Raw genomic sequence first — 16,674 nt, forward strand, 5'->3', positions numbered from 1 at the left:
CAATGAGTGCAGCGAACCACAACTGCGCGCGGTGTTCGGGTCGAGCGACCCCTATCCGCTGGAAGACGAACCCGACGCAAGCACGGCCTCAGACGGCACAAAGCCGGCCGTGCCGCAGGGGCACGCACCGGCTTTGATGGCTTACTTCGCCCTGATCGGCGCTGTCGGGCTGGTCACGGACGCAATTACTTGCGCAGGCCCAGACGCTCGATCAGATTGCGATAGCTGTCGGCGTTGCGGCCCTTCAGGTAGTCCAGCAGCTTGCGGCGCTGGCTGACCATCTTCAGCAGACCGCGGCGGGAGTGGTGATCCTTGCCGTGGGCCTTGAAGTGAGGAGCGAGCCCGTTGATGCGGGCGGTCAGGAGCGCAACCTGGACTTCCGGCGAACCGGTGTCGCCCTGGGCGCGCTGGAAGTCGGAGACGATCTTCGACTTGGATGCGGTATCAAGAGCCATGTGTGTCTTTACTCGTGTTTTTCTGCCAATCAGAAGCGGCGGATTATACCCAAAGCCGCACCAAAAACTCAATCGCTATCATGCGGATGCGTCGAGCGCCCCGCCATCGGTGGCAATCAGCCGCCGTGCGGCCAGCTTGCCCCCGTCCTGCCACTGCCCGAGACCGAGGAAACCCTTCGGCCCGTAGACCCGCACCAAGCCTTCGGTGTCGGCCCGCCCCAGCGACAAAACTCTTCCCTGCAGCAGACCACGGGCCTGCTCCGCGTCGAGCCGCAACTCCGGGTACACCGCGACCAGCGCGTCGGCCGAAGCCAGCAAGCCGTCACGCTCCTCGGCCGCGCACGCTTCGAGCGCGTCCAGCGAAACGGCATTGGCCACGTCGAACGATCCGATCCGCGTGCGGCGCAACGCCGCAAGGTGCGCACCGCAACCCAGTGCCGTGCCGATGTCCATCGCCAGGCTGCGAATGTAGGTCCCCTTGCTGCACGCCACGCGGATCGTGAAGCTGTCGGACGCGAAGTCGAGCAGATCGAGTGCATGGATCGTGACCCGACGTGCCTCGCGCTCGACCTCGATGCCGGCACGGGCGTACTCATACAGCGCCTTGCCGTTGCGCTTGAGCGCCGAATACATCGGAGGCACCTGCTCGATCTCGCCACGGAAGCGCTCGAGCACCGCTTCCAGCTGCGGCCGCTCGACCGCCACCGGATGCCTGGCCAGCACCGCACCCTCCGCATCGCCGCTGTCGGTCTCGACACCCAGCTGCACGACGGCCTCGTAAGTCTTGTCGGCGTCGAGCAGCATCTGCGAAAACTTGGTGGCCTCGCCGAAGGTCAGCGGCAACAGGCCGCTCGCCATCGGATCGAGCGTGCCGGTGTGGCCTGCCTTCGCCGCGTTGAGCAGACGGCGCGCGGCCTGCAGCGCGCCGTTGGAGCTCACGCCCTGCGGCTTGTCGAGCAAGAGCACGCCATCGACGAGGCGACGGACGATCTTGCGTTGCGGCTGTTTCGGTCGGCGCGGGCGCGCCGCTGCTTCAGGACTTCGCGCTTCCGTCATCGCCGGCCGACGTGTGGTCGGTTTCGCCGTCTTCATCGTAGTGACGGGCCTCGTCCTCCCGCACCACATCATCGATCAGCCGGGACAGGCGCGAGCCCTCCTCGACCGAGCGATCGTAGTGGAAGTGCAGCTCGGGAATCGTATGGATCCGGATCCGGCGGCCCAGCTCGCGGCGCAGGAAGCCGCTCGCCCGACGCAGGCCCTGCAGGATCTCGGGCACGTCAGCCTCGCCCGTCATCGAGGTGAAGAACACCTTGGCGCGCGCGTAGTCGGGCGTGATCTCGACATCGGTGAGCGTGATGAAGCCGACTCGAGGGTCTTTCACCTCGAGCCTGATCAGTTCCGCCAGCTCGCGGCGGATCTGCTCCACCACGCGCTGGCTGCGGGAATACTCCTTGGGCATGGCTTACAGCGTCCTCGCCACTTCCTTGATCTCGAACACCTCGAGCTGGTCGCCTTCCTGGATGTCGTTGTAGTTCCTGAGCTGCAGACCGCACTCGTAGCCGAACTTGACTTCCTTGACGTCGTCCTTGAAGCGCTTGAGCGACTCGAGCTCGCCCGTCCACAGCACCGTGTGATTGCGCAGCAGACGGACGTGCGAACCGCGCTTGACCACGCCTTCCAGCACGTAGCAACCCGCGATCGAGCCCACCTTCGAGATCGTGAACACCTGGCGGATCTCGACCAGGCCGATGACCTCTTCGCGCTTCTCGGGCGCAAGCATGCCGGACAGCGCCGCCTTCACCTCATCCACTGCATCGTAGATGATGTTGTAGTAGCGAATATCGACGCCGAAGGTCTCCGCCAGCTTGCGTGCGCCAGCATCCGCACGGACGCTGAAGCCGAGGATGACGGCACCCGAAGCCTGCGCCAGGTTGACGTCCGACTCGGAGATCGCGCCGACCGCGGCATGGATGACATTGACGCGCACCTCGTCGGTCGAGAGCTTGACAAGCGACTGCACCAGCGCTTCCTGCGAACCCTGCACGTCGGCCTTGATGATGAGGGGCAGGCTCTTGACCTCGCCCTCGGACATCTGCTCCATGAGGGTCTCGAGCTTGGCGGCCTGCTGCTTGGCAAGCTTGACGTCGCGGAACTTGCCCTGACGGAACAGGGCAATTTCGCGCGCCTTCTTCTCGTCGGCGAGCGCAATCGCTTCGTCGCCTGCAGACGGCACGTCCGACAGGCCGAGAATCTCGACCGGAATGGACGGTCCTGCTTCATCGACCTGCTTGCCGTTCTCGTCCAGCATCGCACGGATGCGGCCGAAGGTTGCCCCGGCCAGCACCACGTCGCCCTTGCGCAGGGTGCCGGACTGCACCAGCAGCGAGGCCACCGGGCCGCGGCCCTTGTCGAGACGGGCTTCGATGATCAGGCCCTTGGCCGGCGCATCGACCGGCGCGGTCAGCTCGAGCACCTCGGCCTGCAGCAGGATGGCTTCGAGCAGTTCGTCGACGCCCGTACCCTTCTTCGCGGACACCGGCACGAACATGACGTCGCCACCGTACTCTTCCGGAATGACGCTCTCGGCGATCAGTTCCTGCTTGACGCGGTCGGGGTTGGCTTCCGGCTTGTCGATCTTGTTGATCGCCACCACCAGCGGCACGCCGGCCGCCTTGGCGTGGTGGATGGCCTCGCGCGTCTGCGGCATCACGCCGTCGTCCGCCGCCACCACCAGGATGACGATGTCGGTCGCCTTGGCACCACGCGCACGCATCGCCGTGAAAGCTTCGTGACCCGGGGTATCGAGGAAGGTCACCATGCCGCGCGACGTCTCGACGTGGTAGGCGCCGATGTGCTGCGTGATGCCGCCGAACTCGCCCGACGCAACCTTGGCACGACGGATGTAGTCGAGCAGCGAGGTCTTGCCGTGGTCGACGTGACCCATGACGGTAACGACCGGCGCACGCGGCAGGAGTTCGACGTCCTTGTGTTCGTCGTGCTCGTCCAGGAAGGCATCCGGATCGTCCAGCTTCGCCGCCATCGCGGTGTGCCCCATTTCCTCGACGATGATCATCGCCGTGTCCTGGTCCAGCACCTGGTTGATCGTGACCATCGAACCCATCTTCATCAGGGCCTTGATCACTTCGGTCGCCTTCACTGCCATCTTGTGGGCGAGATCGGCCACGGTGATGGTTTCCGGCACATGCACTTCGCGCACGATCGGCTCGCTCGGCGCCTGGAAGTTCGAACGGTCGTCCTGCTGGTGACGACCGTGGCGACCGCCCCCCTTGCCTGCACCGCGCCAGTTGCTGCCAGTGGTGGCACCGACCTCGCCGCGGGTCTTCAGACCGCCGCGGCGCTTGGCGCCGTCGGTCTCGCGTGCCGGCGCACCGGTGCCACGCTTGGCATCCTTGCTGCCGGCCTTGTCTTCGGCCTTTGCCGGACGGTGCAGCGTGCCGCTACCCGGCTTGGCTGCAGCGGGCTTGACGGCCTCTTCCTTCTTCTGCTGCTCGGCGCGCAGGCGGGACTCTTCCTCGACCTTGCGCGCTTCGGCCGCCGCACGGGCAGCCGCTTCGCGTTCCTGGCGGGCACGCAGGTCCGCCGCCTGGCGTTCCTTGAGCGCGCGCTGACGCTCTTCGTCGCGCTTGCGCGCGGCGATCTCTTCGTCGCCCAGGATCTCGCTGAGGGGCAGCGGCTTGGAACGCACCAGCGTGGTGGTGGTCTTCGGCTTCGCCTCTTGCTGCTGGGGCGCAGCGGCGGGCGCGGCGACCTCCGGCTCGGGCTGAACTTCGGCGACCGGCTCGGGCGCAGGCTCGGGCTCGACGACCACCGGAGCCGGCTCGGGCGCCGGCGTTTCAGCAACCGGCTCGGGAGCGACAGGCGCGACAGCCTCGACGGACGCGACGGGCTCGGGCGCGCCCACCGGCTCGACGACTTCCGCGACCGGCTCTTCCGCCAGCGCGGCGACTTCCGGGGCAGGCTGGTCAGCCACGAGTTCGTCGCGCTTGACGAACGTGCGCTTCTTGCGCACCTCGACCTGCACCGTGCGAGCACGTCCGGTCGAGTCCGTTGCGCGGATCTCGGTCGTCTGCTTGCGCGTCAGGGTGATCTTGCCCTTCGGCTCGGTGTCGCCGTGGGCTCGACGCAGGTACTCCAGCAGTCGGGCCTTGTCCTGTTCAGTCAGCAGGTCTGTCGGGCCGCTCTTTTCCACACCGGCACGCTTCAACTGCTCGAGCAGTACCGCGGCCGGCATCTTCAGTTCGCCGGCAAACTGGGTCACGCTCATATTTTCCATTACTGCCCTCCCATCATTCTTCGAACCAATGGGCGCGCGCAACGGAAATCAGCGCCTTGGCTCTTTCTTCGTCGATCCCGGCCATTTCGACCAGCTCGTCGACCCCAAGGTCGGCCAGGTCGTCGCGGGTACGGATACCCTGCTGGGCCAGTTTGGCGGCAAGCGACTTCTCCATGCCGTCGAGATTGAGCAGATCATCGGAGACATTCTCCAGCTGCTCTTCGGTCACGATCGCCTCGGTCAGCAGCACGTTCCGCGCACGATTACGCAGTTCGTTAACCGTGTCCTCGTCGAAGGCCTCGATTTCGAGCATCTCGGCCAGCGGAACATAGGCGATTTCTTCCAGGGAGGAGAAGCCCTCCTCGATCAGGATGTCGGCAATTTCCTCGTCGACATCCAGTTTTTCCATGAACAGCGCGCGCAGACCCTGCTGCTCCTGCGCGGTCTTCTCGGCCGACTCCTGCTCGCTCATCAGGTTGATGGTCCAGCCGGTCAGCTCGGACGCGAGCTTGACGTTCTGGCCGTTACGACCAATGGCGATGGCCAGGTTGTTTTCGTCGACCACGACGTCCATCGCGTGCGCTTCCTCGTCCACCACGATCGACACGACTTCTGCCGGCTGCAGGGCGGCGACGACGAACTGGGCCGGGTCAGCCGCCCACACGATGATGTCGATCTGCTCCCCGCCGATCTCGTTACGGACGGCGGTGACGCGCGAACCGCGCAAGCCAACGCAGGTGCCGATCGGATCGATGCGCGGGTCGTTGGACTTGACACCGATCTTGGCGCGCAGCCCCGGATCACGGGCGCAGGCCTTGATCTCGAGCAGACCGTCCTCGATCTCGGGGACTTCGAGCTCGAACAGCTTCATCAGGAACTCGGGCGCGGTGCGCGAGAGGATCAGCTGCGGGCCGCGGGCGCCGCGGTCGATGCGCAGCAGGAAGGCCTTGACGCGATCGCCGACGCGCAGGTTCTCGCGTGGGATCTGCTGATCGCGCGGCAGCACGGCTTCCATGCGGCCGACCTCGATGATCGCGTTGCCGCGCTCCATGCGCTTGATCGAACCCGAAACCAGGAATTCCTTGCGCTCGAGGAAGTCGTTGAGCACTTGCTCGCGCTCGGCATCGCGGATCTTCTGCAGAATGACCTGCTTGGCCGCCTGGGCGCCGATACGGCCGAAGTCGATCGGCTCGAGCTCTTCGGTGATGTACTCGCCGAGCTGGATGTCGGGATTGATGTCGCGCGCATCGATGATGCCCATCTCGGCTTCATCGTTGGTGACTTCTTCGTCGGGCATGACGATCCAGCGCCGACACGAAGTGTGGTCGCCCGTATCGCGATCGATGGACACGACCACGTCGGCGTCGTCATGGATGCGCTTCTTGGTCGCGGAGGCCAGCGCGGACTCGAGCGCGGCAAAAACGATGTCCTTGGCGACGTTCTTCTCACGCGCCAATGCATCAACAAGCAGCAGGATCTCGCGGCTCATTTCAGGAAAACCTCCACATCCACAGTCTCAGAATTTGGGTACAAGGCGTGCTTTCTCGATGTCTTCGAAGGGCAGCAACTGCTCACCCTTCTCGGTCGTGATCACCACGGCGCCATCGCGCACACCGCCGAGCACACCCGCAAAATTACGTTGATTATTGACCGGCAGCGACAGTCGGATCTGAACGTCTTCGCCAGCGTAGCGTTCGAAGTCGGCCAGCTTTTTCAACGGGCGATCCAGACCCGGCGAGGACACCTCGAGGCGGTCGTAGTCGACATTCTCGACCTCGAACACACGCTGCAACTGGTTGCTCACCGTTGCACAGTCGTCGACCGTGATCCCGCGCTCGATGTCGAGAAACACGCGCAGCAGACGCCCGCGCGGCGAGAACTCGATATCGACGAGTTCATAGCCGAGACCGGTCACCACCTGTTCGATCAGATTCTCGATTCCTGCTCGCATGCCTTTCTTCCACCACGCGCGAAATCGTCGCGCACAAATAAAAAATGGGCCTAACGCCCATCAAACAATTGTTCCTGCCGGGAACACGCCGCTGGTCACAACCGAATGACGGACGCGACCAAGGCACCTGCAAGGCGCCATCAGAACCAAGCCATCCATCAAAGCCGCGGAATTATAGCTGCAAAACGGACAGCCAGGCAAACTGCTGCAACGCAGCAGCTTGCCTGGCCCTTGACGCATGGAAGCGTCGCTGGCGAAGCTCAGCGCGGCGACGGCGTCGTGCGATGCATCTTCGGCGGGCGCTTGGCGCGCTTTTCATCCTGCCCCTGCCGCTGCGGCGCGGCGACCCCCGCCAGCTTGCAGGCATCGGCCTCGGGCATCTCCATCCACATGCCGCGCTTGAGACGCGCCGGCAGCTCCACGGCGCCGTAGCGCACCCGCATCAGGCGGCTCACCGTGAGACCGACGGCCTCGAACATGCGCCGCACCTCGCGGTTGCGCCCCTCGGAGATGGTCACGCGATACCAGTGGTTGGCGCCTTCACCCCCCTCGTCACGCAGGGTGTTGAACTTTGCCGGACCATCCTCGAGCTGAATGCCTTCGGTCAGGGATTTCGCCTGTTCTTCGGTCAACTCGCCCAGCAGGCGCACCGCGTATTCCCGCTCGAGCTCGTAACGGGGATGCATCAGCTTGTTCGCCAGATCGCCGTCGTTGGTAAACAGCAGCAGCCCGGACGTATTGAAGTCGAGACGACCGACCGCCAGCCAGCGCCCCTTGCGCAGCACCGGCAGACGCTCGAACACGGTCGGACGCCCCTCCGGATCGTCACGCGACACGATCTCGCCCTCGGGCTTGTGGTAGATCAGCACACGCGGCGAGCGCTGCGTGAAGCGCAGCGGAATCAGCTTGCCGTTGACCTTGACGCGGTCGCCCGGCCCGATCTTCTGGCCAAGCGTCGCCGGCAGGCCATTCACCGAGATGCGACCGGCAATCACCCACTCCTCGATCTCGCGTCGCGAGGCGACACCGGCCTGCGCCAGCACCTTCTGCAGGCGCTCGGGCTCGGTCAGCGTGGTCGGCGCATTGCGCCCACGCCCCTGGCCCTGGGGTCGCCCGCGTGACGCTCCTTCACCGCGCTCGGCCTGCCCGAGTGCGGAAACATGCGCATCTGCACGCCGCGCCGGATCGCCCGCCGGACGGCTTCCGCCGCGCCCGCCGCGCGAGGCACGAGGACCGCGCGGGTCGGCATTGAGATGCGCATTCGGATCCTGCGGCTGGGCATCGTCGTCCCGTGCGCCGCCGCGTTCACCGCGCGACGAACGCGCGGGACGATCGAGGATCTCGATCGCTTCAGACTTCTTCTGCGGGGGCCGGAACGGGCTGTTCGGTTTGCGAGGCATCGACAAGGTCCATGATTTTTTCGATCTCGGTCAGCGCAGGCAGCTCGGTGAGGCTGCGCAGACCCATGTCATCGAGAAAGCGCCGGGTGGTGGCGAAAAGCGCCGGACGACCCGGCGTGTCGCGGTGACCGACGATGTCGATCCAGCCGCGCGATTCAAGTGTTTTCAATATGTTGGGCGACACCGCCACGCCACGCACCTCTTCGATGTCGCCGCGCGTGACGGGTTGCCGATAGGCAATGATCGCCAGCGTTTCCATCACCGCCCGCGAATAGCGCGGCGGCTTCTCTTCCTTCAGCCGGTCCAGATAGATCTGGTACTCGGGGCGGGTCTGGAAGCGCCAGCCGGTCGCCAGCTGCACCAGCTCAACCCCCTTCCCCGCGGCAAACCACTCCGCGCGCAGCTCGTCCAGCAACTTGCGCACGAGGTCGGGCCCCGGATCCTCCTCGAACAAGCGGCGCAACTCCGACACCGGCAACGGCGCCGGCGCCGCCAGCAGCGCCGCCTCGATGACGCGCAGCCAAGCCTCAGGCGTCGTCGCGGGATGCATCGGCCAACTTGACGTAAATGGGCGAAAACGCCTCGTTCTGGCTCACTTCGACCAGCTTTTCCTTCACCAGCTCGAGGACCGCAAGGAAACTCACCACGAGCCCCGACGCCCCGAGCTTTACATCGAACAGGGTGTCGAACACGACGAAGGCCCCATCGCCCAGTTTGCGCAGAATTGCGCTCATGTGCTCGCGCACCGACAGTTGCTCCCGCCCGACACGATGATGCTGCGTGAGGCGCGCCTTCTTCATGATCCGCAGCCAGGCCAGCTGCAGGTCATGCAGACTGACTTCGGGCAGGCGCTCGACCACCTTCTCGGCAACGAACACCCCGACCCATTCGAAATCCCGCTCTGCCCGCGGCAACATGTCCAGTCGGGCCGCAGCGAGCTTCATGCGCTCGTATTCCATCAGGCGACGCACCAGTTCGGCCCGCGGATCCTCTTCTTCCGCGCTCGCGCGCGGCGGCCGCGGCAGCAGCATGCGCGACTTGATCTCGAGCAGCATCGCCGCCATCAGCAGGTACTCGGCCGCGAGTTCCAGGTTCGTCGCGCGCATTGCCTCGACGTATTCCAGATACTGCGCCGTCAGCGGCGCCATCGGTATGTCGAGCACGTCGAGGTTGGCCTTGCGGATCAGATACAGCAGCAAGTCCAGCGGCCCCTCGAAGGCCTCGAGAAACACCTGCAGCGCGTCGGGCGGAATATACAGGTCTTTCGGCAGTTCGAGCAGAGGCTCGCCGTAGATGCGCACGACCTGTTCGAGCACCTCGGGTGCATCGACAGGCGCCAGGTCCAGCGGCATGTTCATGAGCGCACGCGCGTCAGACCCCGATCACCACGCCGAGCAGGAACCGGAAACCGGCGATCAGCGGCCACAGGATCGTTCCGAGCACGCCCGTGAACAGCAGCACGAGCAGGATTGGAAAGCCGTACGGCTCGAGGCGCGCGAAACTCCACGCCAGGCGATGCGGCAGCAGGCTGACCGCGATGCGGCCCCCATCGAGCGGCGGGATCGGCAGCAGGTTGAGCACCATCAGCACCGCGTTGATCTGCATGCCGGCATCGGCCATCTTCATCATCGGCAGAGTATAGGCGCCCGGCTCACCCGAGACGGCGATCCGGAACAGGATCGCCCAGCCGATCGCCATGACCAGGTTGGTCGCCGGCCCCGCCGCCGCCACCCACAGCATGTCGGCCTTGGGATTGCGCAGACGACCGAAATTGACCGGCACCGGCTTCGCCCAGCCGAACAGGATTCCGCCCCCGCCGAACAGCGTGCTGAGCGCCAGAATGCCGGCTGGCACCAGCACGGTTCCGACCGGGTCGATGTGGCGCAGCGGATTGAGCGTGATCCGGCCTGCGAGGTCCGCTGTCGGGTCGCCGAAATGCCGGGCGACGTAGCCGTGCGCAGCCTCGTGCAGCGTGATGGCGAGCAACACCGGCAAGGCCCAGATCGCCAGCGTCGAGATCAATGAGTCCATGGGAGCATCAGCTGGAAACCGCGCATTCTAGCAGAGCGCCCCTCAGTCGACACTCAGTCGGCATTGAGGCCGAAGGGCTCGAGCGCGCCGCGCCCCGCCCGGACGAGCTGCGGCGAGCCGGACGTGAGATCGATGACGGTGGTCGCCTCCGGACCGCAGTAGCCGGCCTCGATCACGAGATCCACCTGCTTCTCCAGCCGCTCCCGGATCTCGTCGGGATCGGTCAGCGGCAGATCCTCACCCGGCAGCAGCAGCGTGGACGTGAGCAGCGGACCGTCGAGCTCGGCCAGCAGCGCCGAAATCACGGCATGCTCGGGAATGCGCAGGCCGATTGTCTTGCGTTTGGGATGGAGCACGCGCCGCGGCAACTCCTTCGTACCTTCGAGAATGAAGGTGTAAGGACCCGGCGTGGTCGCCTTCAGCAGCCGGTACTGGCTGTTGTCGACGCGCGCATAGGTCGCGATCTCGGACAGGTCACGACACATCAGCGTGAAGTGATGGCGGTCGTCGACGCCGCGGATCTTGCGGATCCGCTCGAGCTGGCTCGCGTCGCCAACGGCGCACACCAGGGCATAGGCGGAATCGGTCGGCAGCACCACCAGGCCGCCACCGCGGACGATTTCGGCCGCCTGACGGATCAGGCGCGGCTGCGGCTGCTCGGGATGAAGGGAAAAATACTGGGCCATGGTTCTTGTCTTTTTTTCTCAGATCAGGCGCGACCACACTGGCGTGAGGTCGGAGGGTAATAGATTGCAGCGACCGAGGTCGACCGGACTTTCCTTCTCGCCATGAAAGTCGGACGCGCGCGAAGCGAGCAGCCCGCGCTGGCGGGCCACGGTGGCGAAGCGGCGCATTTCGTCGTCGGAGTGCGCGCCAGACACCACTTCGATGGCCTCGCCACCGGCAGCGACGAAACGGTCGAGCAGCCGGGTCATGTCCGCCGCCGACAGGCGATAGCGCGCCGGATGCGCGACCACGGCGATGCCCCCGGCACCGACGATCCAGCCCACCGCGTCTTCCAGCGACGCCCACTCGTGCTCGACGAAGCCGGGTTTGCCACGCACCAGGTAATGGTCGAACACCGTCCTGACGTCGGGCATCACACCGCTCGCAACCAGGTGACGGGCGAAATGCGCGCGGCTGACCAGCGCCGGGTTGCGGGCGAAGCGATGCGCGCCTTCCAGCGCGCCGGCAATCCCTACCGCTGCCAGCGCCTCGCTCATGCGCCGCGCCCGCGCGTCGCGCCCCGCCCTCACCTGCCGCAGACCGGCGATGAGGTCCGGATTGCCGGGGTCGATGCCAAGGCCGACGATATGAATCGTCTCGCCAGCAAAGGACACCGAGACCTCCACGCCCGCCACGAAGCCAACGCCCGATTCGGCTGCGGCCGCAGCCGCCAGCGCCAGTCCGCCAAGCTCGTCATGGTCGGTCAATGCAAGCAGATCGACCCCATTCGCCTTGGCGCGGCGAACCACCTCGACCGGCTCCAGCCAGCCATCGGAAACGGTGGAATGGCAATGCAGGTCGGCATTCATCGCGTGCAGGGCGGCGAGGTCGCCGGACTTCGAAAGAAGGATCGTCATACGTGCTGGGACAGGAAGAAGGCCTCGATGATTCCGGCCACCGCCTCGGGCTGGTCATGGTGCAGGTTGTGGCCCGCCGCGGCGAGCGTGCGGACCTCGATCGAGCCAAAGCAGGCGAACGCCGCCGCATGGTCCGCGTCGCTGATGCCGAAGCGCTCACGCAGCCGGTCCCCTTCGGGCTCCACCGCCAGCACGGGTGCAGAAACCCGCCGCCAGCACGCCTCGGCCTCGGCGCGGCGATACAGGATCGGATTCACCCGGCGATGGGCAGGGTCGCCCGCAATGCGAAAGCCTTCCCCGTCGGCCTGCGCCAGCTCGCGTGCGAGCCAGCGCGCCCGCTCCGGCACAAGACGCGGATTGTCCTGCTGCAGGCGTGCGGCCAGCGCGTCGTGGTCGGGGTAGACACGCGGCCGCTGCGCCTCGGTCAATTCACGCAACCATTTCTGGTAGCGCCCTGGCGCCTCGACCGCGGGACGGTCGGGCAGACCGAAGGCGTCCAGCACGACGACGCCGGCGACCCTTGCGGGCCGGATCCCCGCGTACATCAGCGCGACATTGCCGCCCATGCTGTGCCCCACCAGACGCACCGGCGCCTCGTCTTCGCCTTCGACCACGCGCAGGATGGCATCGAGGTCGGCGAAATAGTCCGGGAACCAGTAGCTGTCGGCGCCGCACCAGGCACTCTTGCCGAAGCCGCGCCAATCGGGCGCGATCACGTGCCAGTCGTGTGCCAGCGCATCGACGATGAACTGGAACGACGCAGACGCATCCATCCAGCCGTGCAGCAGATAGAGTCGCGGTGCGCCCGCGGCACCCCATTCGCGAAGATGCAAGCGTAAGCCGCGGATATCGAGGAAGCGGGAGCGGGAATTCTTCATCGCTGAATCATAACAAAGCGTCGGCCGTCACCCGCCACCTCCGCCGCAGCCGGGCTGCAGCGGGATGGTCGAAGGACTATCATTGCCGGCGCCCCCGGTCCCGAATACACCCCGATGACCGCACCACTGACCGCCGAACTCCGCCGCTGCCCCACCTGCAACCGCTGGGGCGGCAAGCGCGCGCTCGAGGCGGACGGTCACACCGTAAGACTCGACCCTGACAACAGCCGCGGCACCTGCAACGAAGGCCCCTGGCACGGCTCGCTGCGCGGGCCGCGCAATGCGTGCGGCCAATGGCTGCGCTGGATCGCGATCGTCGCCGAGGTCTAGCGCCAACATCGGGCGCCGACGCCCTTACTCCTCGCCGTCGTCTCCGCTGCCCTGCTCGCTTCCGGCGGCCTCGGCGCGCGCGGCATCCGCCACCGCGATCATGCGCGCACGCGATTCCGGGGTTTCCAGGCTGATGCGCCCCAGCACGCCGTCGCGATAGTCCTGCAGCAGGATCAGCGCCGCCTTCTCCAGATCGAGCCCGCCGCCCTTGACCAGGCAGCCGCGACGGCGCCCCACCGCTTCGAGCAGCGCGGGGCCATCGAGTTGCACCGGGTCGACGCGATAGCGCGCCGCCAGCAGGGCCGGATAGCGCTCGAGCAGGATGCCGCCGAGGAAGGTCGCGACCTCCTCGTCGATCACCGCATTGCGGCCAATCGCATGGCTCGCCGCCAGCATGTAGCCGTCCGAGTCATAGTCGATCTTGGGCCACATCATGCCCGGCGTGTCGGTCAGCGTCATACCCGGCCCGAGATCGAGCGTCTGCTGGTGCTTGGTCACCGCCGGCTCGTCACCCACCTTCGCCACCTTGCGCTTCAGCAGGGCATTCATCAGCGTCGATTTGCCGACGTTGGGGATGCCCATGATCATCATCCGCAGCGGTTTGGTGCCGTCATCGCGATGCGGCGCGAGCTGACGACAGAGCGCCGGCACGCGCGCCGCATCGGACGGACTCTTCGCCGAGATCGCGACCGCCTTCACGCCGGGCTGCCGGTTATAGAAGTCCATCCAGGCCTGCGTCGCTGCCGGATCGGCGAGATCGGCCTTGTTCAGCAGCTTCAGGCAGGGACGGTTGCGGAAGCGCCGCAACTCGCCAATCATCGGATTGCTGCTCGCCTCGGGCAGGCGGGCGTCGGTCACCTCGATGACGACATCGATGGCCGCCATCGCATCGGCCGCCTTCTTGCGCGCCGAAGCCATGTGACCGGGAAACCACTGTATGGGCATGCTGGATTCACCAGTTTGGAACAGCGCGCATTATTCCACCCCGGCGGCAAATTGCGATGCAGAACTCCACGCCCGATCGGAATGGGTTCCCAGCCGAGATGGCCACGAAATGTTTTTTTGCGGTTTCCACGCGAAATAAATTCCCCACGCCCTGGAAACCGTGTATCGTGCGGCTCGCAGTCGATTCAAGCAGTGGTTGTTCTGGTGGTTACCCAGCGTGTTCTACAAGAGCGCGTGCCGGTCTGATTCCTCTGGATTACGTTTCTTGATCGTTCCTGCATTTTGGGGCGCAAGCCCAGTCATTTTTTATATGGAACGCAAATGAGCACTCAAACCGGTACCGTCAAGTGGTTCAACGACGCCAAGGGCTTCGGCTTCATCACCCCGGAAAACGGCGGCGACGACCTGTTCGCCCACTTCTCTGAAATCCAGAGCAAGGGCTTCAAGAGCCTGGCCGAAAACCAGCGCGTCGAATTCGAAGTCAAGACCGGCCCGAAGGGCCTGCAGGCGGCCAACATCCGCCCGCTGTAATCGATCCGACGTCCCAGACGTCCATCGATTCATCCGAAACGCGGCCTTGCGCCGCGTTTTTGCTTTTCCGGGGCGCCCTCGCCGGGCCCTTGCCGAACTGCCCCGCTGCGGCCACGAGCCGCTTTTTTCGTTTGCAGCGCCAGAATCGCCGATAATTGCGACTTCGCAGCGCTGCTGCACATCGCCGCCACCACGGCCCGACTGCCATGACCGACTCTGCCCGCACCGAACCCGCCAGCCCCGAGGCTGCCCTGCGCTTCGCCGACCTCGACCTGCCCACTCCCCTCCTGAATGCGCTGGCCGAAGTCGGCTACGAGACGCCGTCGCCCATCCAGGCCGCCTGCATTCCGCAATTGCTGGCGGGCCGCGACATCCTCGGCGAGGCCCAGACCGGCACCGGCAAGACGGCTGCGTTTGCGCTGCCCATGCTGGCGCGCCTAGACCTGTCCGACACGCGACCGCAGGTGCTGGTGCTCACCCCCACGCGCGAACTCGCCATCCAGGTGGCCGAGGCCTTCGCCAAGTACGCGCACCACTTGAAGAATTTCCACGTCCTCCCCATCTATGGTGGCCAGAGCATGGTGGTGCAGCTGCGCCAGCTGTCGCGTGGCGCCCAGGTCATCGTCGGCACCCCGGGCCGGGTCATGGACCACCTCGAACGCGAAAGCCTGAAGCTCGACGCACTCAAGGCCATCGTGCTCGACGAGGCCGACGAGATGCTGCGCATGGGCTTCATCGACGACGTCGAGTGGATTCTCGAGCACACCCCCGCCGAGCGCCAGACGGCGCTGTTCTCGGCCACGATGCCGAACGTGATCCGCGACGTTGCCCGCCGCCATCTGCGCGAACCGGAAGAGATCAAGATCCGCGCCGCCACCGCCACGGTGTCGAAGATCAGCCAGCGCTACTGGCTCGTCCGCGGTGTCGACAAGCTCGATGCGCTCACCCGCATCCTCGACGCCGAAGAGAGTTTCGATGCCGCCATCGTCTTCGTGCGCACCAAGATCGCCACCGACGAACTCGCCGACAAGCTCGCCGCCCGCGGCTACGCCGCCGCGGCCCTCAACGGCGACATGACCCAGGGCCTGCGCGAACGCGTGATCGAGCAGCTGAAGAACGGCGCGCTCGACATCGTCATCGCCACCGACGTTGCCGCGCGCGGCATCGACGTGCCGCGCGTGTCGCACGTCATCAACTACGACATCCCCTACGACACCGAAGCCTACGTGCACCGCATCGGCCGTACCGGCCGCGCCGGCCGTGAAGGCGTGGCGATCCTCTTCGTCGCACCGCGCGAGACGCGCATGCTGAAGATGATCGAGCGCGCCACCCGCCAGCCGATCACGCCGATCGCACTGCCGAGCAGCGAGGAAGTGACCAACCTGCGCGTGGCGCAGTTCAAGCGCCAGGTGGTCGACGCCATCGGCAGCGAGGATCTCGGCTTCTTCATGGGCGTCGTCAACGACCTGGTCGAGGAAAACGAACTCGACATCCACGAAGTCGCGGCTGCGCTGACCCTGATTGCCCAGCGCGAACGACCGCTGCAGATCGAGCAGTCCGGCCGCGGCTGGGACCTCGCCACCGCCGAGCCCGGCAGCGGCGGTCGCGCACCGCGCGAGGAGCACTTCACCACCGGCGCCCCGCGCGAGCGCACGCCGCGCCCCAACCGCGACGAGATCCTCGCGCGCCGCCGCTCGTTCGCCGACGGTGCCTTGGTGCGCTATCGCATCGAGGTCGGTCGCAACCAGGGTGCGAGCCCGAAGGAGATCGTCGGCGCCATCGCCAACGAAGGCGGAATCGAGGGCAAGTTCATCGGCCAGATTCATCTGTTCGACGACTTCTCGACGGTGGAGCTGCCGGCCAACCTGCCCGATGACCTGATGGGCATCCTGAAGCGCACGCGCGTACGCCAGATGGCGCTGAACATCCGCGCCCTGAGCGCGGCCGAGGCCGCTGCCACGCCCGAGCGCCGCCGGCCGCCACGTGACGAAGGCTTCGCGGGCGAACGGCGCGAAGGTGGCTGGCAGAAGCAGCCTGGCGGCGAGCGGGGTGACAAGTTCCCGCGCAGCGAAAAGCCCCGCGGGAACTGGGAGCGGGACGGCAAGCGCCCGGCCGGTGCACCGCGCAAGGACGACCACCCTGCGCCCCGGCGTGACGCACGGCCCGACTCGGGTGCGCACCACAAGTCGTTCTCGCGCCCGGCCAACGCGCCCTACTCCGCGGGCAAGCCGCGCAAGCGCCGCGAGGACTGAAGACATCGCGGCCGTCGCGCCAGT

17 protein-coding genes are annotated in these 16,674 nt (G+C 66.0%); 3 read left to right on the forward strand and 14 right to left on the reverse strand.

The features are described from left to right. Positions 1–185: 185 nt before the first annotated feature. From rpsO to AC731_RS07395, 13 genes are all read right to left on the reverse strand, one after another. On the reverse strand, positions 186–455 hold the full coding sequence (rpsO, locus tag AC731_RS07335) for a 30S ribosomal protein S15 (protein WP_004260598.1): 270 nt from the start codon (positions 453–455) through the stop codon (positions 186–188). Between the two features lie 78 nt (positions 456–533). Beyond that, positions 534–1,511 (reverse strand): tRNA pseudouridine(55) synthase TruB, encoded by a 978-nt coding sequence (truB, locus tag AC731_RS07340; RefSeq protein ID WP_048702748.1) that lies wholly within the window; start codon positions 1,509–1,511, stop codon positions 534–536. Next, entirely contained in the window at positions 1,489–1,914 is a 426-nt protein-coding gene (gene rbfA, locus AC731_RS07345) for a 30S ribosome-binding factor RbfA (RefSeq protein ID WP_048702746.1), read from the reverse strand. Before rbfA ends, truB begins: the two co-directional genes overlap by 23 nt. A 3-nt stretch (positions 1,915–1,917) precedes the next feature. After that, complete coding sequence (gene infB, locus AC731_RS07350) at positions 1,918–4,749, reverse strand: translation initiation factor IF-2 (RefSeq protein ID WP_048702743.1); 2,832 nt, start codon at positions 4,747–4,749, stop codon at positions 1,918–1,920. 13 nt (positions 4,750–4,762) lie between these two features. Further along, a complete protein-coding gene (gene nusA / locus AC731_RS07355; protein ID WP_048702741.1) occupies positions 4,763–6,238 on the reverse strand; it encodes a transcription termination factor NusA in 1,476 nt (491 codons plus the stop codon). A gap of 27 nt (positions 6,239–6,265) precedes the next feature. Beyond that, on the reverse strand, positions 6,266–6,700 hold the full coding sequence (rimP, locus tag AC731_RS07360) for a ribosome maturation factor RimP (protein WP_004260612.1): 435 nt from the start codon (positions 6,698–6,700) through the stop codon (positions 6,266–6,268). 260 nt (positions 6,701–6,960) lie between these two features. Further along, positions 6,961–8,100, reverse strand: a complete 1,140-nt coding sequence (gene rluB, locus AC731_RS07365; protein WP_048702739.1) for a 23S rRNA pseudouridine(2605) synthase RluB — start codon at positions 8,098–8,100, stop codon at positions 6,961–6,963. Further along, on the reverse strand, positions 8,051–8,650 hold the full coding sequence (scpB, locus tag AC731_RS07370; protein ID WP_048702737.1) for an SMC-Scp complex subunit ScpB: 600 nt from the start codon (positions 8,648–8,650) through the stop codon (positions 8,051–8,053). Before scpB ends, rluB begins: the two co-directional genes overlap by 50 nt. Further along, a complete protein-coding gene (locus AC731_RS07375) occupies positions 8,628–9,458 on the reverse strand; it encodes a segregation and condensation protein A (protein WP_004260621.1) in 831 nt (276 codons plus the stop codon). The genes scpB and AC731_RS07375 overlap by 23 nt, the downstream gene beginning before the upstream one ends. A gap of 13 nt (positions 9,459–9,471) precedes the next feature. Next, on the reverse strand, positions 9,472–10,131 hold the full coding sequence (locus tag AC731_RS07380) for a site-2 protease family protein (RefSeq protein WP_048702735.1): 660 nt from the start codon (positions 10,129–10,131) through the stop codon (positions 9,472–9,474). A gap of 53 nt (positions 10,132–10,184) precedes the next feature. Beyond that, positions 10,185–10,817 (reverse strand): L-threonylcarbamoyladenylate synthase, encoded by a 633-nt coding sequence (locus AC731_RS07385; RefSeq protein WP_004260625.1) that lies wholly within the window; start codon positions 10,815–10,817, stop codon positions 10,185–10,187. A gap of 18 nt (positions 10,818–10,835) precedes the next feature. Further along, entirely contained in the window at positions 10,836–11,714 is an 879-nt protein-coding gene (locus AC731_RS07390; protein WP_156480672.1) for a 3',5'-nucleoside bisphosphate phosphatase, read from the reverse strand. Continuing rightward, positions 11,711–12,592 (reverse strand): alpha/beta fold hydrolase, encoded by an 882-nt coding sequence (locus AC731_RS07395; protein ID WP_048702731.1) that lies wholly within the window; start codon positions 12,590–12,592, stop codon positions 11,711–11,713. The genes AC731_RS07390 and AC731_RS07395 overlap by 4 nt, the downstream gene beginning before the upstream one ends. 114 nt (positions 12,593–12,706) lie before the next feature. On the opposite strand from AC731_RS07395, the gene AC731_RS07400 reads away from it, so the two are divergent. After that, entirely contained in the window at positions 12,707–12,922 is a 216-nt protein-coding gene (locus AC731_RS07400) for a hypothetical protein (protein WP_004260630.1), read from the forward strand. Between the two features lie 24 nt (positions 12,923–12,946). Here AC731_RS07400 and ylqF read toward each other — a convergent pair whose 3' ends face one another. Beyond that, the gene (gene ylqF / locus AC731_RS07405; protein ID WP_048702729.1) at positions 12,947–13,867 is read right to left on the reverse strand and encodes a ribosome biogenesis GTPase YlqF; all 921 of its coding nucleotides are present in this window, start codon (positions 13,865–13,867) and stop codon (positions 12,947–12,949) included. 321 nt (positions 13,868–14,188) lie between these two features. Between ylqF and cspE the strand changes: the two genes are divergently transcribed. Beyond that, on the forward strand, positions 14,189–14,398 hold the full coding sequence (gene cspE / locus AC731_RS07410) for a transcription antiterminator/RNA stability regulator CspE (RefSeq protein ID WP_004260632.1): 210 nt from the start codon (positions 14,189–14,191) through the stop codon (positions 14,396–14,398). Positions 14,399–14,604: 206 nt separating this feature from the next. After that, positions 14,605–16,650, forward strand: coding sequence for a DEAD/DEAH box helicase (locus AC731_RS07415; protein WP_048702726.1), 2,046 nt, complete (start codon positions 14,605–14,607; stop codon positions 16,648–16,650). Positions 16,651–16,674 lie beyond the last annotated feature (24 nt).

Origin of the sequence: Thauera humireducens, assembly GCF_001051995.2 — a bacterium.
Lineage (GTDB): Bacteria > Pseudomonadota > Gammaproteobacteria > Burkholderiales > Rhodocyclaceae > Thauera > Thauera humireducens.

What these genes read in the sequence shown, in the direction of transcription:
- AC731_RS07395 (WP_048702731.1), bottom strand. Translation starts at nt 12,592, where the DNA reads ATGAAGAATTCCCGCTCCCGCTTCCTCGATATCCGCGGCTTACGCTTG.
- ylqF (WP_048702729.1), bottom strand. Translation starts at nt 13,867, where the DNA reads ATGCCCATACAGTGGTTTCCCGGTCACATGGCTTCGGCGCGCAAGAAG.
- AC731_RS07380 (WP_048702735.1), bottom strand. Translation starts at nt 10,131, where the DNA reads ATGGACTCATTGATCTCGACGCTGGCGATCTGGGCCTTGCCGGTGTTG.
- cspE (WP_004260632.1), top strand. Translation starts at nt 14,189, where the DNA reads ATGAGCACTCAAACCGGTACCGTCAAGTGGTTCAACGACGCCAAGGGC.
- nusA (WP_048702741.1), bottom strand. Translation starts at nt 6,238, where the DNA reads ATGAGCCGCGAGATCCTGCTGCTTGTTGATGCATTGGCGCGTGAGAAG.
- rluB (WP_048702739.1), bottom strand. Translation starts at nt 8,100, where the DNA reads ATGCCTCGCAAACCGAACAGCCCGTTCCGGCCCCCGCAGAAGAAGTCT.
- infB (WP_048702743.1), bottom strand. Translation starts at nt 4,749, where the DNA reads ATGGAAAATATGAGCGTGACCCAGTTTGCCGGCGAACTGAAGATGCCG.
- rimP (WP_004260612.1), bottom strand. Translation starts at nt 6,700, where the DNA reads ATGCGAGCAGGAATCGAGAATCTGATCGAACAGGTGGTGACCGGTCTC.
- rbfA (WP_048702746.1), bottom strand. Translation starts at nt 1,914, where the DNA reads ATGCCCAAGGAGTATTCCCGCAGCCAGCGCGTGGTGGAGCAGATCCGC.
- truB (WP_048702748.1), bottom strand. Translation starts at nt 1,511, where the DNA reads ATGACGGAAGCGCGAAGTCCTGAAGCAGCGGCGCGCCCGCGCCGACCG.
- AC731_RS07375 (WP_004260621.1), bottom strand. Translation starts at nt 9,458, where the DNA reads ATGAACATGCCGCTGGACCTGGCGCCTGTCGATGCACCCGAGGTGCTC.
- AC731_RS07415 (WP_048702726.1), top strand. Translation starts at nt 14,605, where the DNA reads ATGACCGACTCTGCCCGCACCGAACCCGCCAGCCCCGAGGCTGCCCTG.
- AC731_RS07400 (WP_004260630.1), top strand. Translation starts at nt 12,707, where the DNA reads ATGACCGCACCACTGACCGCCGAACTCCGCCGCTGCCCCACCTGCAAC.
- AC731_RS07385 (WP_004260625.1), bottom strand. Translation starts at nt 10,817, where the DNA reads ATGGCCCAGTATTTTTCCCTTCATCCCGAGCAGCCGCAGCCGCGCCTG.
- rpsO (WP_004260598.1), bottom strand. Translation starts at nt 455, where the DNA reads ATGGCTCTTGATACCGCATCCAAGTCGAAGATCGTCTCCGACTTCCAG.
- scpB (WP_048702737.1), bottom strand. Translation starts at nt 8,650, where the DNA reads ATGCATCCCGCGACGACGCCTGAGGCTTGGCTGCGCGTCATCGAGGCG.
- AC731_RS07390 (WP_156480672.1), bottom strand. Translation starts at nt 11,714, where the DNA reads ATGACGATCCTTCTTTCGAAGTCCGGCGACCTCGCCGCCCTGCACGCG.